This window comes from Arthrobacter sp. Rue61a (genome assembly GCF_000294695.2).
GTDB classification, from domain to species: domain Bacteria; phylum Actinomycetota; class Actinomycetes; order Actinomycetales; family Micrococcaceae; genus Arthrobacter; species Arthrobacter aurescens_A.
The window spans coordinates 3745760-3770465 of sequence record NC_018531.1 but is presented as its reverse complement, the minus strand read 5'-3'; the positions used below and the strand labels follow the sequence as shown (position 1 = coordinate 3770465).

General features: G+C 63.7%; 22 protein-coding genes. 13 read left to right on the top strand and 9 right to left on the bottom strand.

The genetic code is table 11. The annotated features are described in order from the left end of the window. Window position 1: 1 nt before the first annotated feature. The 8 genes from ARUE_RS17130 to ARUE_RS17095 all read left to right on the top strand — a co-directional run bounded on the left by ARUE_RS17130 (window position 2) and on the right by ARUE_RS17095 (window position 13015). Window positions 2-757: a cytochrome c biogenesis CcdA family protein gene (locus ARUE_RS17130; protein ID WP_014922639.1), complete on the top strand. Its 756-nt coding sequence runs from the start codon at window positions 2-4 to the stop codon at window positions 755-757. Next, the gene (gene resB, locus ARUE_RS17125; RefSeq protein ID WP_014922638.1) at window positions 757-2451 is read left to right on the top strand and encodes a cytochrome c biogenesis protein ResB; all 1695 of its coding nucleotides are present in this window, start codon (window positions 757-759) and stop codon (window positions 2449-2451) included. The genes ARUE_RS17130 and resB overlap by 1 nt, the downstream gene beginning before the upstream one ends. Then, window positions 2451-3518, top strand: a complete 1068-nt coding sequence (ccsB, locus tag ARUE_RS17120) for a c-type cytochrome biogenesis protein CcsB (protein ID WP_014922637.1) — start codon at window positions 2451-2453, stop codon at window positions 3516-3518. Before resB ends, ccsB begins: the two co-directional genes overlap by 1 nt. A gap of 176 nt (window positions 3519-3694) precedes the next feature. Beyond that, window positions 3695-5809, top strand: coding sequence for an Hsp70 family protein (locus tag ARUE_RS17115; protein WP_014922636.1), 2115 nt, complete (start codon window positions 3695-3697; stop codon window positions 5807-5809). A 3-nt stretch (window positions 5810-5812) separates the two neighbouring features. Next, the gene (locus ARUE_RS17110; protein WP_014922635.1) at window positions 5813-7897 is read left to right on the top strand and encodes a LuxR C-terminal-related transcriptional regulator; all 2085 of its coding nucleotides are present in this window, start codon (window positions 5813-5815) and stop codon (window positions 7895-7897) included. Between the two features lie 174 nt (window positions 7898-8071). Next, window positions 8072-9493 (top strand): IniB N-terminal domain-containing protein, encoded by a 1422-nt coding sequence (locus ARUE_RS17105; RefSeq protein ID WP_043470623.1) that lies wholly within the window; start codon window positions 8072-8074, stop codon window positions 9491-9493. 133 nt (window positions 9494-9626) lie between these two features. Further along, entirely contained in the window at window positions 9627-11543 is a 1917-nt protein-coding gene (locus ARUE_RS17100) for a dynamin family protein (RefSeq protein WP_014922632.1), read from the top strand. Further along, window positions 11540-13015, top strand: a complete 1476-nt coding sequence (locus ARUE_RS17095; protein WP_014922631.1) for a dynamin family protein — start codon at window positions 11540-11542, stop codon at window positions 13013-13015. The genes ARUE_RS17100 and ARUE_RS17095 overlap by 4 nt, the downstream gene beginning before the upstream one ends. Here the strand turns inward: ARUE_RS17095 and ARUE_RS17090 are convergent. Together ARUE_RS17090 and ARUE_RS17085 are read right to left on the bottom strand one after the other, a co-directional pair. Next, on the bottom strand, window positions 12996-13598 hold the full coding sequence (locus tag ARUE_RS17090; RefSeq protein WP_014922630.1) for a hypothetical protein: 603 nt from the start codon (window positions 13596-13598) through the stop codon (window positions 12996-12998). The two genes, ARUE_RS17095 and ARUE_RS17090, sit on opposite strands and share 20 nt — an antisense overlap. A gap of 6 nt (window positions 13599-13604) precedes the next feature. Further along, entirely contained in the window at window positions 13605-14045 is a 441-nt protein-coding gene (locus ARUE_RS17085; protein ID WP_014922629.1) for a PLD nuclease N-terminal domain-containing protein, read from the bottom strand. Between the two features lie 87 nt (window positions 14046-14132). On the opposite strand from ARUE_RS17085, the gene ARUE_RS17080 reads away from it, so the two are divergent. Further along, complete coding sequence (locus ARUE_RS17080) at window positions 14133-14444, top strand: DUF4229 domain-containing protein (RefSeq protein WP_011775902.1); 312 nt, start codon at window positions 14133-14135, stop codon at window positions 14442-14444. Between the two features lie 74 nt (window positions 14445-14518). Here ARUE_RS17080 and ARUE_RS17075 read toward each other — a convergent pair whose 3' ends face one another. The 5 genes from ARUE_RS17075 to ARUE_RS17055 all read right to left on the bottom strand — a co-directional run bounded on the left by ARUE_RS17075 (window position 14519) and on the right by ARUE_RS17055 (window position 18826). Then, window positions 14519-15400 (bottom strand): 1,4-dihydroxy-2-naphthoate polyprenyltransferase, encoded by an 882-nt coding sequence (locus tag ARUE_RS17075; protein ID WP_011775901.1) that lies wholly within the window; start codon window positions 15398-15400, stop codon window positions 14519-14521. Window positions 15401-15459: 59 nt separating this feature from the next. Further along, window positions 15460-16599: an AMP-binding protein gene (locus ARUE_RS17070; protein WP_014922628.1), complete on the bottom strand. Its 1140-nt coding sequence runs from the start codon at window positions 16597-16599 to the stop codon at window positions 15460-15462. A gap of 7 nt (window positions 16600-16606) precedes the next feature. Continuing rightward, on the bottom strand, window positions 16607-17569 hold the full coding sequence (locus tag ARUE_RS17065) for a 1,4-dihydroxy-2-naphthoyl-CoA synthase (RefSeq protein WP_014922627.1): 963 nt from the start codon (window positions 17567-17569) through the stop codon (window positions 16607-16609). 21 nt (window positions 17570-17590) lie between these two features. Then, window positions 17591-18028, bottom strand: coding sequence for a VOC family protein (locus ARUE_RS17060; protein ID WP_014922626.1), 438 nt, complete (start codon window positions 18026-18028; stop codon window positions 17591-17593). Window positions 18029-18097: 69 nt separating this feature from the next. Beyond that, window positions 18098-18826, bottom strand: a complete 729-nt coding sequence (locus ARUE_RS17055; protein WP_014922625.1) for a CPBP family intramembrane glutamic endopeptidase — start codon at window positions 18824-18826, stop codon at window positions 18098-18100. Window positions 18827-18877: 51 nt separating this feature from the next. On the opposite strand from ARUE_RS17055, the gene ARUE_RS17050 reads away from it, so the two are divergent. From ARUE_RS17050 to ARUE_RS17040, 3 genes are read left to right on the top strand one after another with little or no spacing between them, the layout of a single operon-like run. Continuing rightward, the gene (locus ARUE_RS17050) at window positions 18878-19822 is read left to right on the top strand and encodes a metal ABC transporter substrate-binding protein (protein ID WP_011775896.1); all 945 of its coding nucleotides are present in this window, start codon (window positions 18878-18880) and stop codon (window positions 19820-19822) included. Further along, window positions 19819-20553, top strand: coding sequence for a metal ABC transporter ATP-binding protein (locus ARUE_RS17045; protein WP_011775895.1), 735 nt, complete (start codon window positions 19819-19821; stop codon window positions 20551-20553). Before ARUE_RS17050 ends, ARUE_RS17045 begins: the two co-directional genes overlap by 4 nt. Before the next feature lie 3 nt (window positions 20554-20556). Continuing rightward, window positions 20557-21420 carry a metal ABC transporter permease gene (locus tag ARUE_RS17040; RefSeq protein WP_014922624.1) on the top strand — a complete coding sequence of 288 codons (864 nt, stop codon included), beginning with the start codon at window positions 20557-20559 and terminating at the stop codon, window positions 21418-21420. Between the two features lie 6 nt (window positions 21421-21426). Here ARUE_RS17040 and ARUE_RS17035 read toward each other — a convergent pair whose 3' ends face one another. Both ARUE_RS17035 and ARUE_RS17030 read right to left on the bottom strand, forming a co-directional pair. Continuing rightward, window positions 21427-22290, bottom strand: coding sequence for a DUF4097 family beta strand repeat-containing protein (locus tag ARUE_RS17035; protein WP_014922623.1), 864 nt, complete (start codon window positions 22288-22290; stop codon window positions 21427-21429). After that, window positions 22290-22796: a hypothetical protein gene (locus ARUE_RS17030; RefSeq protein ID WP_014922622.1), complete on the bottom strand. Its 507-nt coding sequence runs from the start codon at window positions 22794-22796 to the stop codon at window positions 22290-22292. Before ARUE_RS17030 ends, ARUE_RS17035 begins: the two co-directional genes overlap by 1 nt. Window positions 22797-22998: 202 nt before the next feature. Between ARUE_RS17030 and ARUE_RS17025 the strand changes: the two genes are divergently transcribed. After that, the gene (locus tag ARUE_RS17025) at window positions 22999-24681 is read left to right on the top strand and encodes an ABC-F family ATP-binding cassette domain-containing protein (protein WP_014922621.1); all 1683 of its coding nucleotides are present in this window, start codon (window positions 22999-23001) and stop codon (window positions 24679-24681) included. Window positions 24682-24706: the final 25 nt, after the last annotated feature.

The following is a 24706-nucleotide window of genomic DNA, read 5'->3' as shown; positions in this document are numbered from 1 at the left end:
CATGAACAGTCCTTTCGCCGAGACGATCCTCAACGGATCACTGCTGCTGGCTGTGCCGGTGGCGTTGCTGGCCGGACTGGTCTCGTTCCTTTCGCCTTGCGTGCTGCCGCTGGTCCCCGGTTACCTTGGATACGTCACGGGACTGACGGGCGTCGACCTCCAAAAGCAGCGGCGGGGCCGCATGCTGGCCGGCATCGGACTGTTTGTCTTGGGCTTCTCGGTGATTTTCGTCCTCCTGGGCGGTGCCTTCGGCCAGCTTGGGACGTTGCTGACGGGTCCGCAAAACGCCTGGATCACGCAGCTGTTGGGCATCCTGGTGATCATCATGGGCGTGGTGTTCATGGGCGGCTTCGGCTGGCTTCAGCGTGACGCGAAGATCCACGCCAAACCGCCCGCAGGCCTGTGGGGTGCGCCGCTTCTGGGACTCACGTTCGGCCTCGGCTGGGCGCCCTGTATTGGTCCCACGTACTCCGCGGTACAGTTGCTGAGCCTGTCCGGCGGTTCGTCGGCGGCCAAGGGAGCACTCCTGGCGTTCGTTTACAGCCTGGGCCTTGGCATTCCATTCCTCCTGATTGCGTTGGCCGTCCGGCGGGGCATGGGTGTCATGTCCTTCTTCCGCAAGCATCGGCTGGCCATCCAGCGGATCGGCGGGGGCATCCTGATTTTGCTCGGCATTCTGATGGCCACCGGTGTGTGGGGAACCTGGGTGACCGAGTTGCAGTACTGGTTCCAAAACGATGTGAAGTTGCCAATCTGATGAGCGAGTCCGTGAAAGCCAAGAAGAAGTCACCAGCCGCTGAAAACACAGCGGACGGAAAACTCCAGCAGGCCAAGTCCGAGGCAGCCCTGCCCGCGCTCGGTTTAAAAGGCATGCTGCGGTGGGCCTGGACCCAGCTGACCAGCATGCGCACGGCCCTCTTCCTGCTGCTCCTGCTCGCAGTGGGCGCCGTGCCGGGTTCCCTGTTCCCGCAGCGGCCTGCCAACCCGTCAGTGGTCACGCAGTACATCAAGGACAACCCTTCTTACGGCGAGCTTCTGGATGCCCTGCAGCTGTACGACGTCTACTCGTCGGCCTGGTTCTCGGCCATCTACATCCTGCTGTTTGTCTCCCTGATCGGCTGCGTCACACCGCGTGCCATCGCCCATTACAAAGCCATGAAGTCGCAGCCGCCGCGCACCCCCAAGCGCCTGTCGCGCCTGCCTGAGTACGGCACCTTGGCCATACCCGCCGACGCCGGGATCCCGGCGTCGAAGGCCATCAACGATGCCGCCGGGCTGCTCAAGAAGCGCGGCTACCGCGTGGAGGTCAGGGACGTCGACGACGCCCTGCCGTCCTTGGGTGCAGAACGCGGCTTCCTGAAGGAAGTGGGCAACCTGGTGTTCCACACGTCCTTGATCGGGGTGCTGGTGTCTGTGGCCATCGGTGGGCTTTACGGATACAGCGGCCAGCGGATCTTGGTGGAGGGCGAAACGTTCGTCAACACCTTGGTGGGCTACGACCAATTCACGCCGGGTACCAACTTCCAGAGCAGTTCGCTCCAGCCGTACTCGATGCAACTGGATAAGTTCGAGGCCAGGTTCGACCGCGAATCGCCGGGCAAGGCCGGGCAACCCATCGACTACACCGCAGAAGTGACCACCAAGGAAACTCCGGATTCGCCGGGCAAGAAGGAAACGCTCAAGGTCAACGACCCCGTTTCCCTCGGAGGTACAAGCCTCTACCTCACAGGAAACGGCTACGCCCCCTTGGTCACGGTCCGCGACGGCGAAGGCAATATTGCCTTCCAAGGTCCCGTAACGGCCAAGGTCCAAGGCGACAACTACTATTCCTCCGTGGTCATCAAGGTCCCGGACGCCAAGCCGGAACAGCTCGGCTTTGTTGGCTTCTTCCTTCCCACGGCGTTCGTCACCGAGGACGGCATTTCCTTCAGCGGTGCCCCGGAACTGATCAACCCCCAGCTGAGCCTGAACTCGTTCTACGGCGACCTCGGACTGGACAAGGGCGTGCCCCAGAACGTGTTCGAACTGGACGTCAAAGACTTGACGCAGCTCAACGGCCGCGACCTCGCCGCCGGGGGTATCACCCTGACCCCGGGCGCCACAGTCGACTTGCCCGAAGGCAAGGGCAGCATCACGTTCGATGGCGTCAAGAAATACATCGGCGTAGACATCCACCACAACCCGGGCCAGCTGTACGCGTTGATCTTCGGTTTCCTTGCGGTGGCCGGTCTGGTCATGTCGCTGTACATTAACCGCCGCCGCGTGTGGGTCCGCACCGGAACCCACGCGGACGGCCGCACCATGGTGGAGTACGGCCTGCTGGCACGTGGTGAAGACCACCGCCTGGCCGGCGAAGCAGCAGCCCTCCGCGAGATCTTGGCCCGGGAATGGAACATTCCTGATACCGCCGCAACAACAGCAGTCTCTTCCTCAACCTCGAAGGACCAGTAATGCCCGTCATCAACGAAACCCTGGGCCAGTACAGCGAGCTGTTCATGCTGTTGGCCGCCGGCACGTACACCGTGGCGTTCATCGCCTTTGCCTGGGACCTGGCGAAGAGCAGCAAAATGCTCCGTGCAGTGGACCAGAAGGCCGCGGCAAACACCGCCGGCGAGAAGGTCACGGTGGCTGCAGGCCGGGTCGCCAGTGGCTTGGAAGGTCCCGACGCCGGTGGGCCGGCTGGCCGTGCCGAGCGTCCGACGTCGGGCCTCACCGTTGAGGGCGGTACCGCCGCAGGTGACATGAAGTACGCGGGCGAACGCCGCGCACCTGCCCGGGTGGCCGTGGCGCTGACGGTTTTGGGCGTCCTCATCCACGGCGCAGGCGTGGTTACCCGTGCTTTCGGTGCGGGCCGCGTGCCGTGGGGAAACATGTACGAGTTCCTCACCACAGGTGCTTTTGTTGCTGTGGCCGTCTTCCTGGTGGTCCTCATCCGCAGGGATCTGCGCTTCCTGGGCACGTTCGTGATCGGGCTGGCCATCATCATGCTGGTGGCCGCGTCCGCTGCTTTCTGGACTCCGGTGGGGCACTTGGTTCCGGCCCTGCAGAGCTACTGGTTGATCATCCACGTTTCCATCGCGGTTCTGTCATCAGCCCTGTTCACGCTGACCTTCGCCATGTCTGTGCTGCAATTGCTGCAGTCGCACCGCCAGAAGAACCTGGCTGCGGGCCGTACGGACAACCTGGGCTTCATGCGCCTGGTTCCGAATGCGCTGAGCTTGGAAAACCTGTCCTACCGAATCAATGCCATCGCCTTCATCGGTTGGACGTTCACCCTCATGTTCGGTGCCATCTGGGCCGAAAAGGCGTGGGGCCGTTTTTGGGGTTGGGACCCCAAGGAAGTGTGGACCTTTGTGATCTGGGTGGTCTATGCGGGCTACCTCCACGCTCGGGCCACACGAGGTTGGACTGGAACCCGTGCAGCGTGGTTGTCGATCGTTGGCTACGCCTGCGTCATCATCAACTTCACACTCGTGAACACTGTTTTCAACGGCTTGCATTCTTATTCGGGACTTTAGTTCCAGATCCCGCCCTGAGCAGGGGCGTTACTTCCCAAGCTCATACTCACGCCTCGACAATGACAATTCGGTGTAGCAATTAGCCCTTTTGCCCTGTGAAGGCAGGTGCTAACTTGATCAGGACCCGCTTGTGATGCAGACCGCTAGCGACGCGCCGTGACCTTTTCGAGGTAACCATGAGCTATGTTCTCGCCATTGACGTCGGGACAAGTTTTACAGCCGCAGCCCTTGTTAAACCCCAGCAAGGACCCGCTCCGACCCCTGAAATTCTTTCGCTGGGATTGCATGGCAGCGCCGTGCCCTCGGTGCTGTTTTATGCCGACGACGGCAGGATCCTGGTTGGCGAAGCGGCCGAACGTCGCGGCTTGGACGACCCCCAGCGCATGGTGCGGGAGTTCAAACGCCGGATAGGTGACTCCGTTCCCCTCGCTGTCGGTGAGAGCTGGCTGGCCCCAGAAGACGTGTATGCCACCATGGCCCGTTGGGTGGTGGACAAGGCCGAAGAGCGCGAGGGAAGCGCGCCGTCGTCGATCATCATGACGTACCCCGCAGCATGGGGGCAGCACCGCACCTCCCTGGTCCTGGCAGCGCTCAACATGGCGGGTCTGCAGGACATCACCCTGATCAGCGAGCCGGAAGCGGCAGCCCTTCATTACGCCTCCCAAAAGCGTGTTGAGGACGGCAGCATCATCGCGGTGTATGACCTGGGCGGCGGTACTTTCGACACCGCCGTCCTGCGCAAGGCCGGAGCCGGGAACTTTGAACTACTGGGCCGTCCGGACGGCATTGAAACCCTTGGCGGCGCCGATTTCGACGCCGCCGTCCTGCGCCACGTGATGGGTCATGTTGGTGACGCTGCGGTGATGGATCCGGGTTCTCCCGGGACGTTGGCCGCCCTGTCCAGGTTGCGGCGGGAATGCCGGGAAGCCAAGGAAGCGCTGTCCCTGGACAGCGAAGCCAGCGTTGCTGTCTCCCTGCCCGGCACCCAGCTGTCCGTGAGGCTGGTCCGTTCCGAGTTCGAGGCGATGATCGAGGCCCCGGTCCGGGACACAGTGGACGCCCTTGAACGCAGCCTGGGGAGCATCAACCTTGGAGCCCAGGACCTGAGCGCCGTGCTGCTGATCGGCGGATCGTCCCGGATTCCACTCGTGGCAGAGCTGATTTCCGTGGAACTGGACCGTCCCATAGCCGTGGACGCCGATCCCAAATCGTCCATTTGCCTTGGTGCTGCCGTAGCTGGTCTGCGTTCCAGCGGGGCGGGTGCCGTGGATGCCGCGGCCGGCGCTCCAACCCTGGCTTCCGCGTCCAAGGATTCCGTTGCTGGCGGGAGGCCGCACGTCCCGGGCCGGGTTCCGGCATTCAGCCACCCCAAGGCGGCGTCGGCCAAGCCCGGTCGGCACGCCCCACGGCCCCGGGTCCGCATGGCAGCAGCAGCCGCTGCGGCCGCAACCGCGCTGACCATCGCCACCGCCACGGCAGCACAGAGCCCCGAAGGCACCGGACTGCTGGCAACCGTGTTCGGAAACCAAGCGGCCGATGTCATGCGCGACGGCGGTGCGCAAGCTTCCGGTGCGCAGGCTTCCGGTGCGCAGGGCGGCAGCGCTGCAGGAGGCGCCGCCGGTTCGGCGCCCGTGATGGGAGGACCGGCTGCGGGGCTCGAAGCGAGCGCCAAGGCCGGGGTCACGAGGGCTGGATCCAACGGACGGGCTCCGGTCAGGCAAGGAACAACGAATTCGGGTGCAGCGAACGCGGGGACAGGCAGCGCGAGCACCGGTTCAGGGAACACTGCAGGGGCGGGCGCTGGCGGCACCACCGCTGGTACAGTCGCCGGCGGGACAGGGGGCACCACCGCGCCGGCCGCCCCGGGAACGGGGACCACCGTGCCGGGCACCCAGGCCCCAGGCACGCAGACGCCGGGCACTCAGACTCCAGGCACGCAGACGCCGCCAACAACCCCGGCCCCTGATCCCACAGGAGGTGCCGCGAGCGGACCAACACCCGATCCGAGCACTCCGCCTCCCACCACACCACCGGTGGTGGTTGAGCCCACGACGCCACCGGTCATCGAGCCAACAACACCGCCTACCACTCCGGCAGAGCCAGTTACTCCACCACCATCGCCGGAACCCCCTGCACCGCAGCCCGAGCCCACAGTGGTCCAGGACCCTCCGCCGCCGTCACCGGAACCAACTCTGCCGCAGGAGACCGCACCGCCGGTCACCCCGGACCCTGCACCTTCACCAGCGGAAACCAGCCCTACTCCGGATCCAGCGCTGCTCTCGGCGGTCTAACCCATGACGGGACAGGACCATACGCCCGGGCACTTTCGGCCCGCGGCAGACGATCACCCCCAGAACCAGACCACAGAGACCCGGGGCACAGATATTGCTCCCACGCTGACGGGCGCGACTGCGGCAGTCCGCGAGCTGCTCTTGGCATTGTCCGTGGGGTTCTCCGTCCCGTCGCCCCTGCCTGACAGCCTGGGAGACCACCACCTGGTGGACCATGGAGGGCTGGACTCGATCATTGCCGCAGCCAAGGACGCCGGGCTGCTCTCACCGGACGGGTCCGTGGTGGGTACTGCACGGTACGCCCTGCTGAAGGGAACACCCACTGCCCGCATCCGCGCGCTTCAGAAAGAACTGGTGGACAAGACTCTCCAGGAGGGTCAGGCGTTGGGGGAGTTAGCCCGGGACCTTGCGAGGAGTGGGTTCAAAAACCCCCGTGTTGTGGCTGAGCTCGAAAAGGCTGCGGACGCTGTACTGGAAACCGACCCAGCACAGGCCGCCGAGCTCTACTCCGAAGCCCTCATGGCAGGGGGAACAGAACTGGCCACAGCTGCCAGGCGCGCCCAGGCCACCGCGGCCACCGGTGACCTGGACTCCGCAGGCAGGATCGTGGATCGACTCCTCGCGATGCCTGAGCCGCCCGACCTTCGCCTGGGAGTGGATGTGGCGGCCGCGGTCTGGGCGCAGCGTGGAATGTTGTCTCGGAGCGCCGATACTTACAGCTGGCTGGGATCAGACAGGATCGACGGTTCGGCCCCGCTCGCTGCGGTGGCCATGATCGGTTCGGGAAATTCTGTGGGTGCCGAAGAGTTGCTGGCAGTTGCTCCGCCGAGTGGTTCGCCGACGCTCCTGGCAGTGGCTTTGTCACTGACGCAGGAAGGGCTGCGCCAAACCTTGGGGCCCGCACCCGAACTTGCGCTGCCTGAACTCATTAGGGCCTCGGACATGATGAACGCGGCAGGTACCTCGATCCCCTTGCCGGAGACACCCAGCGCGCTGGCCGCCTTATGCGCCCTGCACAGCGGGGAACCGGGGGTAGCGGACACAGTGCTCAAAGCCGCGCTGGCTGGAGGCCAAGGCGGCGATGCTGCCCGTCCCCGGCTGTTCCTGCTGCGGGCATGGTCTTCCATGCAGCAGGACAACGCCGACGAAGCACGCCTGGCCATCAACGAGGCCGTCAAGGCCAACCACTGGCCCTTGGCGCCCCGGGATGAATTCTTGTTGGCGGCCTTGGACGTAGGCCTGGCCAGGCGGGGCAGTGATGTGCACGAGCTTGTGCTGGCGTGGGACAAGGCCCGCGAAGCGATGATGCACGTCTCCGTGGATCTCTACAGCCTTCTGCCGTGGGGTGAACTGATGATCACCGCGGCGCGATTGCGGGAATCCAGGAGAGTTTCGCATTATGTGGAGGGTGCTTGGGACTTGCTGGGAAGGCTGGGCAACCCGCCCTTGTGGTCAGTGCCGCTGCACTGGGCGGCCGTGCAGGCGGCGTTGCTGAGCGAGGACCCGGCCGGTCTTGCACCGCACGCGGCAGCCTTGGTGCGGGCATCGGAACACAGCCATCTGGCGTCCGTGCTCGCCGCTGGAGGCAAGGCCTGGGTGTCTGTCCTGGCTGGCCGCTTCGAAGCGTCCGACGTCGAAACAGCGGCCCGCGGGTTGGCCGCCGTCGGGATGCCCTGGGAAGGCGCACGTTTGGCGGGCCACGCCGCAGCGCATGCGGACGAACGGCGCGACATGGTGAAACTGCTGGCTTGCGCCAGGGACATCCACCCCCAAAGTGCGGCTCCGTCCGGCGGAGCTTCAGAGCGGCAGGAGGATGTCCACACCGCCGTCGTCGCCCCGCCCGTCATGGACAACGGGGGTAGTCCCGGGAACCCTGATTCTTCAGGGCTTAGCGCCAGGGAACGGGAAGTGGCCCGGCTCATCCTGGAGGGCAAGACCTACCGGGAAATCGGCGAGGCCATCTACATTTCGCCCCGCACGGCAGAACACCACGTGGCACGCATGCGCCGGCGCCTGGGCGCCGAAAACCGCTCTGAACTCCTGGTCCGTCTCCGCCTGGCGTTGGGGGAGGGGTACCCGCCTCCGTAGCGGCAACCCCCTCCACCCCCTAACGCAAAACCACACCATCCCCTAACGGTGAGGCAGTCGGTAGGGGGACCACCCCCGATGCCCGGTCCCCAACCGCGGCAATAGTTTGGATTCAAGCCCGGCAAAGGCGCCGGGCGAATCATTATCCATCACAGAATTTGAGGGAGCACTCCAATGCCTACACTCGCACAACAGCTCGTGCAGTTCCTGATGAGCCTGTTCAACGATCCTGAAGCAGCCGAAGAATTCGTACGGGATCCCGAAGCAGCGCTCGCAGCGGCCGGCCTCCGTGACGTCTCTTCGGCCGACGTCGACGCCGTTCGCCCGGTGGTCCTCGACTACGCACCCATCAACGCCCGCTCGTCCTTCGACCGCGAATACAACACCGGCGGCAACCACGCATCGACGGGTGGCTGGGGTGGCCGTGACGACGATGATCATGACGGTGGCGGACACGGCGGTGGCGGTGGTGGCTGGGGTGGCCATGACGACGACGATCATGGCGGTGGCGGACACGGCGGTGGCGGTGGTGGCTGGGGTGGCCATGACGACGACGATCATGACGGTGGCGGACACGGCGGTGGCGGTGGTGGCTGGGGTGGCCATGACGACGACGATCATGACGGTGGCGGACACGGCGGTGGCGGTGGTGGCTGGGGTGGCCATGACGACGACGATCATGACGGCGGCGGACACGGCGGCGGCGGTGGCGGTGACTGGGACGACCATGCACATGCCGTCCAGCAGCTGGTCCACGTAGTAAACAACTACTCGTACACCACCACGATCGACGACCGCGACACGATTACTGACCAGTCGGTCAACCAGAACATCTGGGCCGACGGTGACGTAGTCCAGTTGTTCGACAATGAGGCCGTCATTGCTTCCGGCGATGGTGCAATTGCAGCCGGCGACGATGTTCGGGATTCCGGCAACACCACTACAACAACCACTACAACAACGACGAACACCGACGATCATTCGTTCAACATCAATGAATCGGGCCCTGGCGACGTTGAGGTCGGCAACACGGACATCGAGATCAAGGATTCGTTCAACGACAACTCCGATAACTCCGTGACCAAGGACTCCTACAACACGGACGTCGACGTTGACGTGGACATCGAGGACTCCTTCAACGAGGACAACTCGGTGGACAATTCGCACACCAATATCCACAACACGGATTCGTTCAACAAGGACTCCTACAACAACGAGACCGAACTGGAAGTCGGCGACGTGGACGTGGAGTACACGAACATCGAGAACTCCACCATCATCAAGGACAACGAGGTGGATCTGGAGTACACCAACGATCACTCCACCAACGTGGAATTGGAAGACGTGCAGGTCAACTACGACTCCACGGTGATCCAGGACAACGAGCTGGAGATCGACAACTCCAAGGAAATCGATGTCGAAGACGTCCAGGTCAACTACGATTCCACGGTTGTCCAAGACAACGAGTTGGATGTTGAATACACCAACGTGGAGGACAACACGGTCATCGCCGACAACGAACTCGACGTGGATGTGGAGTACAACGACATCGACGATTCGATCGTCGTCGCCAAGAACGATGTGGAAATCGACTAGCACCAACGAGTTCCACACGATGTAACAACAAGAAGCACAACGCGTTACCCCCAGCAGTGCCCGGCAGGCGGCAAACCGTCTGCCGGGCACTTCGTGGCCTCATCGGTGAGGCTGGCAGAGCAAAGGACAGACCGTGGCGGAAACAGGACGCATGACCACCTTGGTGGAGCAGGGCATGGCGCTGGTGGGAGACCGGAACGACCTCCGTCGCCGACTGGAAAACACCCTCAACCGCCTGCGGGATCCAAGCGTTCGCGTGATCGTGGTGGGTGAGTTCAAACAGGGAAAGAGCCAGCTCATCAACGCCTTGGTGAACGCACCGGTCTGCCCCGTTGATGACGACATCGCCACCTCCGTCCCTACCGTCGTACGGCAGGGGGACCCGGCGTCGGCCGTTGTCCTGGTTCCCAGGAAGGACGGTACCGGACCCGAGGCTGAAGGTGAGACCGGCGGATCCGAGAACGGCTTGGAACGGCAACCCGTACAGCTGGAACAACTCGCGGAATACGTTTCCGAAAAGGGCAACCCGGGCAACACGAAGAACATCGTGGCAGCCGAGGTTTCCCTGCCCCGGAAACTGTTGTCCGGGGGCCTGACAATCGTGGACTCTCCGGGCGTTGGCGGCCTGGGCTCAACACACACACTGACCACCTTGACTGCGCTGCCCTCGGCGCACGCCATGGTGTTCGTCTCCGATGCTTCCCAGGAGTTCACCGAGCCGGAAATGCGGTTTCTGCGTCAGGCGATGCGCATCAGCCCGAACGTCCTGTGCGTATTGTCCAAAACGGACCTTTACCCCGCGTGGCGCCAGATCGCGGACCTGGATCAAAGGCACCTGGCTGACGTCGGGCCCGATATTCCGCTGTTTCCGGTGTCCTCGGAACTTCGTCTGCATGCGGCGCGGCTGCAGGACCCGGAACTGAACGCCGAATCAGGGTTCCCGGCGTTGATCGGCCATGTGCGGAACAACATTGTGGGCGGGGCGGCCAGAATGCAACGCAGATCCGTGAGCAACGACCTCTTGTCCGTCACCGATAACCTCAGGCTCGCCCTGCAGTCGGAACTTGGAGCCTTGGAAAATCCGGCAGGAACTCCGCAGATGATCGCCGGCCTGAATGCGGCCAAGGAGGATGCCGATGCGCTGCGCAAACGCTCCGCGCGGTGGCAGATAACGCTCAACGATGGCATCGGTGACCTGATCGCCGACATGGAGTACGACCTGAGGGACCGGCTACGCAGGATTCAACGCGAGGCCGAAACAGCCATTGAGCAAGGCGATCCTGGACCCGCGTGGGAGCAGTTCACGCAATGGCTGGAACAGAGCACGGCGGCAGCGGTTTCAGATACTTTCGTGTGGACCAGCGAGCGTGCTCAATGGTTGGCCACACAGGTTGCGGAGCACTTCTCAGAAGAGGAGGTGGCCCTCCCCGCATTGAAAGTGTCCGATACCGGCGGCGTGCTGGACCCCGTGGCCGATATTCAGCACATGGAAGACGGCCGGCTGGGGCCTCTGCAGAAGGTGCTGATAGGGATGCGGGGGTCCTACGGCGGAGTGCTGATGTTTGGCCTGCTGACCGGCATTTTCGGTATGGCCCTCATCAACCCGCTGTCCGTTGGAGCAGGCCTGATGTTGGGACGCAAAGCATTCAGGGAAGACAAAGAGGCCCGACTCAAGCAACGGCAATCAGAAGCCAAAGTCCTGGTCCGAAAGCACGTGGATGATGTGGTGTTCCAAGTGGGCAAACAGCTCAAGGACAGGCTGCGGATGGTCCAGCGGGCCACGCGGGACCACTTCACGGAGATTGCCGAGGAGCACCACCGTTCCCTGACGGAATCCGTGGCGGCCGCGCAGAAAGCGGCAGCTACGTACGCGGTGGAGCGGGACATGAGAATCAAAGAGATACGGAACCAGCTCAAAGCCGTTGACGCCCTGGCCAAGTCCGCTCAGCAGCTGCTCGAAGAGCCGCCCGTCTCCCGGCCCGACACTGGATCCCAGCCCGGCACCACCTCCCTCCCCGGCGCCGCGACCTCGCCGATCCCGGCAGGATGATGGACACAGGCATTGCCGGAGCCTCGGACCTGCTCCGGCAAGCAAGGGAGATCTTCCACGGCGACGCAGCGGCTCTCGCGGTGGTGGACGAACTCGAGGGCAGGCTGGAAGGGCCTTTGCGCATAGCCGTGGCCGGGATGGTGAAAGCCGGCAAATCAACGCTTCTCAATGCGATCATCGGGGAGGAAATAGCGCCCACTGACGCCGGGGAATGCACGCGGATTGTTACGTGGTACCGCTACGGACACACGCCCAGGATCACGCTCCATCCCATCATCGGGGAGCCGCAAGCACTCCCCGTCACCCGTGAAGATGGCCGCTTGGTGTTCAATTTGGGCCAGGTCCGGGCCGAGGATGTTGAACGGCTGGTGGTGGACTGGCCAACGGCCAGCCTGCGGGAGCTGACGCTGATCGATACCCCGGGAATCGCCTCGCTGTCCCACGACGTGTCAGGCCGGTCTACGGAATTTCTCCTCCCCGAAGACGCCCCCATGGCCGCCGATGCCGTCATCTATCTCATGCGGCATCTCCACGCCTCCGATGTCCGGTTCCTGGAATCCTTCAAGGACACCGCCGCGGGCCAATCCGGGACAGTCAATGCCTTGGCCGTCCTGTCCCGCGCCGATGAGATCGGCGCAGGAAGAATCGACTCCCTCATTTCCGCCGCAGTGATCGCCGATCGATACAGCCGGGACCAGAACCTCAGGCCCCTTGCCCTGGGCGTCGTCCCGGTTGCCGGCTTGCTGGCGCAGAGTTCGCGGACCATGCGCCAAGGCGATTTCGAGGCCATGCAGCTTTTGGCGCAGATGGACAGGAAACAGAGGGAAAGGCTGATGCTGTCAGCGGATCTCTTTGTCCGCGCCACCGAACCCGAAGGACTCGGTCAGGCAGCAAAGACGTCCCTTGTGGAGAGGTTCGGTCTGTTCGGGATCCGCCTTGGTGTTGCCCTGATCCGGGGCGGTATCAGCAATCCTACGGAACTGGCCCATGAGCTCTCACGGCGCAGCGGCCTTGGCCAGCTGCTCGATAACATCGCCTATTTGTTCCAAACGCGCGCGGACGCACTCAAGGCGCGTGCCGTCGTTGTGGGTTTGGAAGCCTTGCTGCGCAATTCGCCACGGGACGTCGCGCTGCTGCTCGAAGCTAACTTGGAAAAACTTCAGGCGGGCGCCCACGAGTTCCGGGAATTGAAACTCCTGGCAACCCTGCGGACTGAGGGCTCAAGCCTGACTCCGGAGCTGTCCGCGGAAGCTGAGCAGCTGGTAGGTGGACGCGGCAGCACGCCTCCCCTGAGGTTGGGCTTGGATCCGGGGGCAAGCCCGGAGCAGATCAGTGAGGCGGCACGAAACGGCCTGAACCGTTGGCGGTTGATCGCGGAAAACCCGCTCACTGAGCCGGCCGCACTGGACGCTTGCCGCGTGGTGGTCCGTAGTTGCGAAGGGATGTTGGCCGCTATCCCCGCCGTTCGCTAAGCAACCAGTTGGTGGTTGACGGGAGGAACAGCAGGATCAGGCCGGCCGCGGCCAGGATGAACTGGGCCGCCAACAGCACTATGGTCAGGGTCCCGTCCGTGCCTGGGGTCACCACAAAGTCGGCAGTGATGACCGTGACTACCGCATGCAGGAGGACCAACGGGGCCAGTGCCCAGCGAGCCCAGATGCGGCGTCTGAACAGGACCGCCAGCAGGATCGCTTCCATGGCCACCACCAGCGCAAGCATGGTGAGGCTGCCAAGGAACACGACGGCGGTGGCCCCCTCCAGAGCGTCGGCGTCGCCGTCGGGAACCATGCCTGAGATGACGCCCTTCAGGCGTTCGAAGTGGGAATCACGGCCGAGAAAGCCTGTCACCACTACGGCGATTCCGGCCACGAAGCTCGCCACCCACAGGGAGCGGGACAACCGTGCGGCTCCGGGAGGCCGAACAACCGCCGCTATGGGCGGGGGAGTGGAGAGGGAAATGCCTGGTCGTGGTGGTGGTGCGGAGGGTGATGTGGGCCCGCTGGCTGATGGTGTGGAGGAAGGTGACTGCCGTGATCCATCAGCTTGCTGGGCCATGTTTCCCTACTTCAGCTCGTCGGTGTCATGGGGATCCGGCTCGGTGCGCTTGACGTCGCCGGCTTTGAAGCCATTGTTTTTTGCGTCGCCGCTGCCGTCGGTTGGCTTGTCCCTAAGTTCGCGTTCCTTGGCTTCATGGTCCGCCTTGAGCTTCTTCAGGCGATCGTCTTCGGCCTGGTTGCGGCGCCGGGTTTCCAGGTTGCGGAGGAATTCGGGGTCGTCGTCCGGGGCTGTGGGCTGGCGGCGGACGGGCTTGGCCGTGGGCTTGCCGTAAGGCCGGCCGAAGATGAACCAGAGGATTGCGCCCAGCAACGGCAGGACGATCATCACAATGATCCACGCGGGTTTGGAGATCCCGCGTGTTTGGTGGCCGTCGGTGCGAATGACGTCCACCAGGGCATAGACAAAGATGACTAGAACTATGACGACGCCTACAACCCGGAGCATGCACCAAGTCTAGTCGCCGGAAGCCAAACACTGGACGCCCGTTTCCGGCTGTGATCAGAGTGCAACCATCCGGGCGGCTAAACTTGGATGGTGGCTTTCCTGAAGTATTCCCTCATCCGTCTGGCGCTGTTCGCGCCGTTGCTCGTGCTGTTCGCTTTTTTGGGGGTCGGCTGGATCCTTGCGGTCATCTTCGCGGGGCTGATTGCTTTCGCCATCAGCTACCTGTTCTTCCAGAAACAGCGCGACGCCGCCACTGCAGCCATGCGCGAACGTTTCTCCGGGCGGGCCAAGCCCATCCGCACCGCCGGCGAGGTTGAAGACGCCGCCGCCGAGGACGGCCTGGTGGAGAAGAACCCGGATATTGCCGTTAACAACGACAAACGCCCAGGCACCCTCTAGAAGTTTTTTGTACAGATAACGCCCCTAAGAGAGCTTCTTAGGGGCGTTATCTGTAAGAGACTCGAACGGAAGACTCAGAAGCCGCGGCTCAGGATCAGTCCCAGCGAGAACAGCAGGCTGTAGCCGAGGTTGATCAGGCCCGTCTGCTTGAGGACCGGGATGAGGCTCTTGCGCTTCTTGCCGTTCACCATGAGCCACGCCGGCATCAGGCACGCAGGGATCAGCAGCAGGACGATCAGCATCCATGGCTTGGTGGGTGCCAGGACGATGACCAGCAGGATGGCTACGGCCAGCATCAACACGTAGCTTTCGCGGGCGTGGCGGTCACCCAGCCGGACGGCCAGGGTCCGCTTCCCGGCGGCCGTGTCCGTGGGGATGTCCCTGACGTTGTTGGCCATCAGCAGTGCGCAGGCGATGAGCCCCGTACCGATCGCACCGATGACCGCTGCGAGGCTGACCTGGCCGGCCTGGGTGTAGGTGGTGCCGAGGGTGGCCACGAGACCGAAGAACACGAAGACAAAGACGTCGCCCAAGCCCAGGTATCCGTAGGGATTCTTGCCGCCGGTGTATCCCCACGCCGCCAGGACACAGCCGATGCCTACCAGGATCAGCCACCAGGTCTGGGTAATGATCACCAGGATCAGGCCGCAAATCATCGCCGCCCCGAACAGGGCAAACGCAGCCCACTTAACTTGCTCCGGTTTCGCGGCGCCGGAACCAACCAGGCGAAGGGGACCCACTCGGTCCTCATCGGTGCCGCGGATGCCATCGGAGTAGTCGTTGGCGTAGTTCACGCCGATTTGAAGCAGGAGAGCCACGAGTGCCGCGAGGATCGCGTTCGGCAGCCGGAAAGCCTGAAGCTCGTACGCCGCTGCCGAACCGATGAGGACCGGCGCGATGGCCGCGGGCAGTGTGCGGAGCCGGGCTCCTTGAATCCATTGTGCAGCTGTCGCCACGTGTAGTACCTCGTGTATTTCGCGGTTGATCGTTAGTCAGGCTCGGGGGAAGAACTTGTCTATTGTCCCTGATGCAGATTGGAAAGCAGGTCAATCATGGCCATGCGGTCCGGCTTTCCGTTCGGAAGCATCGGCATTTCCTTGTTTGCGAGCACCGTCTTGGGCGCCAGGACCCCCAATGCTTTCTCACGGCGGGCAGTGAATCCCTTCAGGCCCTCGGGCGAAGGATCGGTCACCGCAACATAGGCTGCCACGGCCTGGCCCCACTCGCGCGACGGGACGCCGGTCACGAAAGCCGCAGTGACGCCGTCGAGCTCTTCCAGCTTGCCCTGGATGTATGCGGCCGAGGCCTTGACGCCGCCGGTGATGATCACGTCATCGGCGCGGCCCAGCACGGTGAGTTTGCCGTCGTTGGATAGCTCGCCGAGGTCGCCGGTGATGTACCAGCGGACGTCGCCTTCCTCGACGAATGCTGCCTTTGAGGCGCGGGCGGCGTCCAGGTAACCGGCCGCCACGGTGTCGCCACCCAGCAGGATTCGGCCTTCCAGTTCGCCCTCACCGATCCGGACCTCGACGCCGTCCAGCGGCTCGCCGTCGTACACGCACCCGCCGCAGGTCTCGGCTGAGCCGTACGTCGTCACAACCTTGAGCCCTTCGGCGTGGGCGGCGGCAAGGAGTTCAGCCGATGCTGGGGCGCCGCCCAGCAGGATCGCGTCGAAGCGACGCAGCACGGCAAGGGTTTCCGGCGTGGGGGAGTCCAGCAACCGCTGGAGCTGCGTGGGTACCAGAGACGTAAAACGGATCTTGTCCGTGAGTTCCTCTGCTGCTGCAGTGAAGGCCTCGGGCGTGAAGCCGTTCGACTGGTCCATGACCCACGGACGCGTGCCCGCATACAGCGAACGGACCAGCACCTGAACCCCGGCCACATACTGCAGGGGGAGTGCCAGCAGCCATTGGCCTTCGCCGCGCAGGGCCACGGCAGTGGACACTGAGGAGGCCGCGAGGGCATCAACGGTGAGGATGGTTGCCTTCGGCGTCCCCGTGGAACCGGACGTGCGGACCACCACTGCTGCGTCGTCGACGCCGGTCTCCACCGGAACCGCCTGCGGCTCGCCGTTTTCGTCCACCACGATTTCGACGGCGGGGCCCTCGCCATGGAGGGCGGCCATCAGGGCTTTCAGTACAGGATCGATGTTCACGGTGGTCCTAGAAGTAGTAGGGGAAGTTGGACCAGTCGGGGTCGCGCTTCTGGAGGAACGCTTCTTTGCCCTCCACGGCCTCGTCCGTCATGTACGCGAGGCGGGTGGCTTCGCCGGCGAAGACCTGCTGCCCGGCAAGGCCGTCGTCAGCCAGGTTGAAGGCGAACTTGAGCATGCGGATGGCCTGCGGTGACTGGCGGGCGATGTCCGCGGCGTACTCCAGGGCCACTTCCTCGAGCCGCGAATGGTCAACTGCCTCGTTCACAGCGCCCATGCGGACCATGTCATCGGCAGAGTATTCACGGGCGAGGAAGAAGATCTCCCGCGCGGCTTTCTGCCCGATCTGGCGGGCCAGCAGCGCAGAGCCGTATCCGGCGTCGAAACTTCCCACCGTGGCGTCCGTTTGCTTGAACTTGCCGTGCTCGCGCGAGGCGATGGTGAGGTCGCTGACAACGTGCAGGGAGTGACCGCCGCCGGCTGCCCATCCATTGACGACGGCGATGACCACTTTGGGCATGGTTCGCATGAGCCGCTGGACTTCCAGGATGTGGAGGCGGCCTGCGCGGGCGGGGTCGATAAATTCAGCCGAGTCCCCAGCAGCACCTTCTACTTGGTAGCGGTATCCGTCACGGCCACGGATCCGTTGGTCCCCGCCCGAACAGAACGAGTGGCCGCCGTCCTTCTCGGACGGGCCGTTGCCCGTGAGCAGGACCGTGGCGACGTCGGGTGTCATGCGGGCGTGGTCCATGGCGCGGTAGAGCTCGTCCACGGTGCCCGGGCGGAACGCGTTGCGGACCTCTGGGCGGTTGAAGGCGATCCGGACCGTGGGAAGGTCCTTGACTGAGCCGTCCGTTGAACGCTCAACCTGCCGGTGGTAAGTCATGTCTTTGAAGTCGTCGAAGCCGGAAACTGTGCGCCAGCGTGAAGGGTCAAAGACGTCGGAAACCTTGGCAGGGAGTTGGTTGTTCACAGTCCGAGTCTAGTAATGGCCTTAGCTGATGCAGAACTCGTTGCCCTCGGGGTCGGCCATGGTGTGCCATTCGTGGGGGCCTTGGTTGGCGGTCCACAGGTGCTTGGCGCCGCGGGCTTCGAGCTGTTTCCGCACGTCATCCTTGTCCCGTCCCTCCAAGCGGACGTCCCAGTGCACCCGGTTCTTGACGGATTTTGGGTTGGGATCCGTTTGGAAGAGGATCCGCCGGCCGGTGTTGGGGTCTGTGTCTTCGGCGGGGACGATCGCGCAGCCCTCTGCCCACACCAGCTTGCCGTTGTGTGTGATGGTCTGGTCTTCGGTTGCGTAGCCTTGCTCGATCATGGACCGGATGAACCCCTCGTCCTGGGGTTCCACGTTCCACTCAAGGGTCTCAGCCCACCAGTCGGCGAGTTCGTGCGGCTTCTTGCAGTCCACTACTACCTGGATGTTGAGTGTCATGCTCTTCAAGCTATTCCCGACGGCGGGTGGCTGGGTAGGGTTTTGCGGTCACCTTCAGTCCGGGTTGCCCTAGTTCGGGAGGAGTTCCGGGGGGATGGCGTAGATGAGGACCACGGCCATGAGGTTCTTGGCGGCGTGGACAAAATAGGAGAACATCAGGTTCTTGCCCGTCCACACATAAACCGCCACGAGCACCACGGCCATGCCCAGGTACGGAGCCAGCGCAGACATAGCCAGTCCTTCGCGGCCCACCACATGGATTGACGCGAACACCACCACGGAAATCACGCAGCAGAGCCAGATGTTCAGGTACTGCGACAACTTGCCGATCAGCAGATGCCGGAAGAGGTACTCCTCCACAAACGGTCCCAGGATCACCAGCAGCGGCACCATCAGCCAGGCCGGCACCTGTTGCAGCAGCCCTTGGATGCCCAGTTGATTCTCGGAGCTTTGCGCCGTCCCGAATGCCGCAACCAGAACGGCCGTGAGAATCAGCATCACCACGATGGCCAGCGGAACCATGGCCAGGGTGAACCATGGACGGGTTCCCAGGATTTTGAGGTCCCGCCCGGCTACGCGCCAGGCAGACGCCACGGCGAATATTCCGACGCCGGCATAAAAGATCGCGTTGACGGCATAGGACGCCGTGGCCGGGTCCGTAAACAGCTGCAGCATCAGCCGGTTGAGCGTCTCGCCAGCCAGCAGGAAGTAGGCGGTGAAGCCAACATATGCGGCCACGGCAATGGCGTCCAAGGCGGTGAATCTGTACAAAGGTGCCTTGGTGGATGGAGTGCCCATGTGACCAGCCTAGCTTTGCCGACTGGCACTTGCGTGGCTACACTTTTCGGTATGCCTAACTTTTCGTTTCGGCGCGCCAAAGACGTCCGCCGTTTCGCTGCTGTCCTGACCGCGATCTCACTTGCCCTGGGGGTCTCCGCCTGCGGAGGGAACTCATCCGCGGGGGGTGATGACAAGCCCGTTGTCCTGACCACGTTTACTGTTTTGGCTGATGTGGCCAAGAACGTTGCGGGGGACAAGCTCCGCGTGGAGTCCATCACCAAAGCCGGAGCTGAGATCCACGGCTACGAGCCAACGCCGGGGGACATCCGCAAGGCCGCCCAAGCTGACCTTATCTTGGACAACGGACTCAATCTCGAGGCCTGGTTCGCCCAGTTCGTGGAGGACTTGGATGTGCCGCACGCGGTAGTTAGTGACGGGGTGGACGTTATGCCCATTGCCGAGGATTCCTACCAGGGCAAGCCGAACCCGCATGCGTGGATGTCGCCCAAGAATGTGCAGATCTACGCTGACAACATGGCCAAGGCCTTCGCCAAGCTGGATCCTTCCCACGCTGCCGAGTTCGAGGCCAACGCCAAGGCTTACAACGCCCAGCTCCAAACCGTGCAGGACGAGATGGTGTCCAAGCTCTCCGTCCTTTCGGAGAAGCAGAGGGCGCTGGTCACCTGCGAAGGAGCATTCTCCTACCTGGCCCGCGATGCCGGCCTCAAAGAGGTGTACATCTGGGCTGTGAACGCGGAGCAGCAGGCTACACCGCAGCAGATTACGCGGGCCATCGAGTTCGTCAAGGACAACCAGGTTCCGGCGGTGTTCTGTGAGTCCACGGTGTCCGACGCACCCATGCAGCAGGTTGTCGGAGCCACTGATGCCAAGTTCGGTGGGGTGCTCTACGTTGATTCCCTCTCTGAAGCGGACGGGCCCGTACCCACCTATCTGGACCTCATGCGCCATGACGCCAAAGTCATCACCACTGCACTCACCGGAGGAACGCCGTGAGCACTCCCGCGATCGCTGTTGAGAACGTCACCGTCCACTACGGTGAGGTCCTCGCCTTGGACTCTGCGTCCCTGACCCTGGACCATTCGCGGATTTGCGGCTTGGTCGGTATGAACGGCTCCGGCAAGTCCACCCTGTTCAAGGTCATCATGGGCATGGTCAAACCGGATTCCGGCCGGGTGCTCATCAACGGGCAGCCGCCGGTGAAGATGCGCAAGGAAGCCGGCATCGGCTACGTTCCCCAAAGCGAGGACGTTGACTGGGCCTTCCCGCTGTCCGTCCGGGATGTGGTGATGATGGGCCGCTACGGGCACCTGGGATTCACGCGCCGGCCCCGCAAAGCGGACAAGGACGCCGTCGAGCATGCTTTGGAACGCGTGGAACTGAGCGAGTACGCCGACCGGCAGATCGGGCAGTTGTCCGGCGGGCAGAAAAAACGGGCCTTCGTGGCCCGGGGCATCGCGCAAGGTGCCACCATGATGCTGCTGGATGAGCCGTTCGCGGGCGTGGATAAGCGGTCCGAGGCCACCATCACCAGGCTACTCCGCGAGCTGGCCGAGGACGGCGCCACCATCCTCATCTCCACTCACGATCTCCACGCCCTGCCGCAACTTTGCGATGAAGCAGTGTTGCTGATGCGCAAGGTCCTCATGCATGGAAGTCCTGATACCGTGCTCCAACCGGAGAACCTGGCCATGGCCTTCGGCCTCGACGTCATGAACAGGGGCTAGGCCGTGGAATTCCTCCTTGAACCTCTCAGCTACGACTTCATGGTCCGGGCGCTTGCAACTACGGCCATCGCCGCCGTGGTCTGCGCGGTCCTGAGCTGCTGGCTCGTCCTGATCGGCTGGTCCCTCATGGGCGACGCCGTCTCACACGCGGTGCTTCCCGGCGTCGTCCTCGCGTACATCGTGGGTGCGCCCTTCGCGCTGGGTGCGTTGGTGTTCGCGCTGATCGCGGTGACGTTGATCGGGGTGGTACGGAATACCAGCCGCGTGAAGGAAGACGCGGCGATCGGCATCGTGTTCACCTCGCTGTTCGCGCTGGGCCTGGTGCTGATCTCCGTGACCCCGAGCCAGACTGACTTGAACCACATCATCTTCGGGAACCTGCTGGGCGTCAGCATCCCGGACCTCATCCAGGTGGTTGTCCTGGGCGTCGTGGCGTTTGCGATCCTGATCCTCAAACGACGCGACCTCACGCTCTACGCGTTTGACCCCACGCACGCCCACGCCATCGGCTTGTCACCCAAACGGCTGGGCGCCCTGCTCCTGGGCCTGCTGGCGCTGACCTCCGTGGTAGCCCTGCAGACCGTGGGTGTGGTGTTGGTGGTGGCCATGCTGATCATCCCGGGTGCCACGGCCTACCTGCTGACCGACCGTTTTTCCCGGATGCTGGTGATTGCGCCCGTGATCTCGGTGGTGTGCTCCGTCGCCGGCATCTACCTCAGTTATTACCTGGACACGGCGTCGGGGGCCATGGTGGTGCTCACTCAAGGCGTGGTGTTCGCCGTCGTGTATTTGTTCAGCCCACGGCAGGGGCTCATCGGTACGCGGCTGGCGAAGGCCCGCCGGAAGCGGGCCGTCGCCACGGTGTAGCGACCGCTACCGTACGCTGACGGGTGAGCGCTTCACAGTGATGTCGCCATAGGCGTTGCGTGCGCGGATTTCCACCGTGTCCGTGCTTTCACCGGGTCCGCCGGTGGGTTCGAGGGTATTGCGCACGCGTCCGTACTTGGTGCTGAGGTCCAGCCAGGCGGCGGTGCCTTCACGTACGCCGACGGCGAGCGTCCCCGCGGCGGTCTGGACAGTGAGGCTACCGGCGGTCACTTCGCCCACGGTGATGTCACCGTTGGATGCTTTGACGGTAGTGGACAGGCCAGCCCGTTCAAGGGAGACGTCGCCGTTGGCTGCGCTAACGCTGAGCTCACCGGAAGCCTGCGAGATGTAGGTGCTGCCGTTGCCGTTTTTTACGGTGGCAACTCCGTCAATGTCCCGGATGCGGATCTTGCCGGAGCCGGTCTTGATCCGGGACCTGCCCGAGGCGCGCTCCACAGTGACGTCGCCCATGTCTGTGTGGGCACGGAGCTCGCCGCAGTAATCGATGCGGATGTGACCCAAGTCGGTCTTCAGGTCGGCGGTGCTGAATTCGCCTTCGCAGCGGAGATCGCCCATTCCCGACTTCAATTCCAGGCTGCTGCCGACGGGAACTTCCACGGTGACCTCCACGGCGCCGCCGTCGCTGAACCAGGTGTGGCGGAATGGGGGGTGAAGCCTGACCTGCAAGCGGCCGTCCGTGTAGTCCACCGTGGTCTGCTCAGCCATTCTGACGTCCAGGCTTCGCTTGGGCTTGCGGGGGCGGATAGTGACCTCGGTGTCCTTGCGGTCACCGGCCACGATCCAGATATCGGCGCGGACAGAAACATCAACCACGACGGCGATTGGCTGGGGAGTCTGGAAGGTTGCCATTAGCGTGCCCATCCTGTGAAGTTCTGCTCGCCGGGTTCGCGGAGGGAGCTGCGTTTGCTCGAGTGGCCGCCGTTGAGCGCCTCGCCGACGGCCCGGACCAGCCATGAGTTCACGGAGAGGCCGTCCTGGCTGGCTGCTTCTTCGACTTGCTGCTTGAGATAGTCGGGAAGCCGGAGCGTGGTGCGTGAGGTGCTGGCGCCGTCGAGATCCTCGGCCGCTACGGTGCGTGCCGAGCGCTCGTTGACTGCCTCGAAGTCCCCACCCTGCGGGCTGCTCACCACGAACTCGGGGTCGCGGCCGCGGAGCCTGAGCTCCACCGAGCCGGGAGCGAGTTCCAGCGTGATCTCGCTTGCGGCCTCCGAGAGCGCCTCCAAGAGGACCAGCCTGACGGTGGCTTCGAGGCCTGCCGTGAGGCGTTCGCTGAGGGCGCGGGCTTCCGGCCCTCCTGCTTCGGCGGCAGTGTCCAGCTGGTGTTGGACTGAGGATACGTACTGGTTCAGCTGCATGACACCATTATGACGCCACACTGGTGTCACATCAATACTTTTTTGCGCTGAATGGCACCAGCACTGGTGTCTCGGGTTGACTCGGTCCTTTTTGCCGGGCAGTCTTGAGCGATGAAGTCTTGAGCGCAGCCCCTCTTCCCGGCTGCATCCCCAGTACCCACACGGCTTTCTGCCATCCACTGCGGACTTGCGAGGATCCCTCTTGACTGACCACCTTCACCTTTCCGGCGTTTCCCACGGCTACGGGGACCGCGAACTTCTCCACGCCGTAGACCTGACGATTCACCACGGCGAACACGTGGCAATCGTCGGCGAAAACGGCGCGGGCAAATCCACCCTGCTCCGGCTCATGGCGGGCGTTGAAACGCCCGACGACGGCACGGCAGGTCTGTCCGGTAACCCCGGCTACCGCGTGGGTTACCTCGCGCAAACCCATGGACTCGCTGAGTCGCTGACCGTAGGCGATGCCATCGACACTTCCTTGGCTTCGCTGCGTTCCTTGGAGGCGCGCATCCTGGACCTCGAAACCGGCCTCGCCGATGCTGACTCCGAGGAACTGGAGCTCTACGGAAGCCTTCAAACGGAATACCAGCTCCGAGAAGGCTACGCCGCCGAGTCCCGGGTTGAAGCAGCGCTGGACAAGCTGGGGCTGGGAGGCTTGGACCGCCGTCGAACGCTTGGATCCCTGTCCGGCGGCGAGCAGGAGCGGGTAGCCCTCGCCTGCTTGCTGGCAGACCCGGCCGAAGCGTTGCTCCTGGATGAGCCCACCAACCACCTGGATGCCAACGGCACCGCCTGGCTCGAATCGCGGCTGGCTGCGCACCGCGGAACCGTGGTGGTGGTCTCCCACGACCGTGTCCTGCTGCGGAAAGTGGCCACCACCATCATCGAAGTGGACGCTGACCGACGGTCCGTGAACCGCTACGGGAACGGATACGAAGGCTACCTCCGGGAGAAAGCGGCAGAACGCGCCCGGTGGGTCCAGGAGTACGAGCAGTGGCTGGACGCCATGGCCGCCGAACGCCTCCAAGCCGCCACAGTTGCGGACGGCATGGGCTACGGCCGCAAGCGCGACAACGACAAGATGGCCTTCGGCTTCAAAACAGGCACGTGGCAGAGCGCGGCAGCAAGCAAAGTCCGCAACGCCCAGGAACGGCTCCGCAGGCTCGAGGAGAACCCAGTGGACAGGCCGCCTGTGCCACTGAAACTGGCAGCACCGCTTCGGGCGGCGGCTCTGGCCGTTTCCGAACCCGCGCTGGAGGCCCGCGGCGTCAGCTCTCCCGGGCGGCTCCAGCCCACCCACCTCAGGGTGGAAGCCGGACAAAGAGTGCTCATCACCGGGCCCAACGGGGCCGGTAAGTCCACGCTGCTGTCCATCCTTGCCGGAACACTCGAGCCAACCACCGGGACCGTCACAGTGAGCGGCAACGTGGGTTACCTGCAGCAGGAACTGGAGGTGCCGGCCCGGCCGGGGCTGCGCCTGCTTCCGGCGTTCGCTGCGGGGCTGGGCGGAAACATCGACGAACATGCTGAGGGCTTGCTGCGGCTGGGCCTGTTCCGGCCCGCTGAATTCCATGTTCCCGTGGGAGGTCTCTCAGCCGGGCAACAGCGCCGGCTCGCCATGGCCCGCCTCCTTCTAGGCGGGTACGACACCATGATCGTGGATGAGCCCACCAATCACTTGGCGCCAGTGTTGGTGGAGCAGCTGGAGGCTGCGCTCGCTGTATTTGCGGGGACTCTGGTGATCGTGAGCCACGACCGCGCGCTGGGGGAATGGTTTGACCGCTGCGCGCGTGCCGACATCGCAGGCGAACACCGCAATGGTCCGGTCGGGGCGGGCGGACACTGGGTCAGGTACGGGATGCAGGGCGGCGAACTGCTGTAGCTGGCGAGCGGCTGTTTGCGAGCGG

What these genes read in the sequence shown, in the direction of transcription:
- ARUE_RS17130 (WP_014922639.1), top strand. Translation starts at nt 2, where the DNA reads ATGAACAGTCCTTTCGCCGAGACGATCCTCAACGGATCACTGCTGCTG.
- resB (WP_014922638.1), top strand. Translation starts at nt 757, where the DNA reads ATGAGCGAGTCCGTGAAAGCCAAGAAGAAGTCACCAGCCGCTGAAAAC.
- ccsB (WP_014922637.1), top strand. Translation starts at nt 2,451, where the DNA reads ATGCCCGTCATCAACGAAACCCTGGGCCAGTACAGCGAGCTGTTCATG.
- ARUE_RS17115 (WP_014922636.1), top strand. Translation starts at nt 3,695, where the DNA reads ATGAGCTATGTTCTCGCCATTGACGTCGGGACAAGTTTTACAGCCGCA.
- ARUE_RS17110 (WP_014922635.1), top strand. Translation starts at nt 5,813, where the DNA reads ATGACGGGACAGGACCATACGCCCGGGCACTTTCGGCCCGCGGCAGAC.
- ARUE_RS17105 (WP_043470623.1), top strand. Translation starts at nt 8,072, where the DNA reads ATGCCTACACTCGCACAACAGCTCGTGCAGTTCCTGATGAGCCTGTTC.
- ARUE_RS17095 (WP_014922631.1), top strand. Translation starts at nt 11,540, where the DNA reads ATGATGGACACAGGCATTGCCGGAGCCTCGGACCTGCTCCGGCAAGCA.
- ARUE_RS17090 (WP_014922630.1), bottom strand. Translation starts at nt 13,598, where the DNA reads ATGGCCCAGCAAGCTGATGGATCACGGCAGTCACCTTCCTCCACACCA.
- ARUE_RS17085 (WP_014922629.1), bottom strand. Translation starts at nt 14,045, where the DNA reads ATGCTCCGGGTTGTAGGCGTCGTCATAGTTCTAGTCATCTTTGTCTAT.
- ARUE_RS17080 (WP_011775902.1), top strand. Translation starts at nt 14,133, where the DNA reads ATGGTGGCTTTCCTGAAGTATTCCCTCATCCGTCTGGCGCTGTTCGCG.
- ARUE_RS17060 (WP_014922626.1), bottom strand. Translation starts at nt 18,028, where the DNA reads ATGACACTCAACATCCAGGTAGTAGTGGACTGCAAGAAGCCGCACGAA.
- ARUE_RS17055 (WP_014922625.1), bottom strand. Translation starts at nt 18,826, where the DNA reads ATGGGCACTCCATCCACCAAGGCACCTTTGTACAGATTCACCGCCTTG.
- ARUE_RS17050 (WP_011775896.1), top strand. Translation starts at nt 18,878, where the DNA reads ATGCCTAACTTTTCGTTTCGGCGCGCCAAAGACGTCCGCCGTTTCGCT.
- ARUE_RS17035 (WP_014922623.1), bottom strand. Translation starts at nt 22,290, where the DNA reads ATGGCAACCTTCCAGACTCCCCAGCCAATCGCCGTCGTGGTTGATGTT.
- ARUE_RS17030 (WP_014922622.1), bottom strand. Translation starts at nt 22,796, where the DNA reads ATGCAGCTGAACCAGTACGTATCCTCAGTCCAACACCAGCTGGACACT.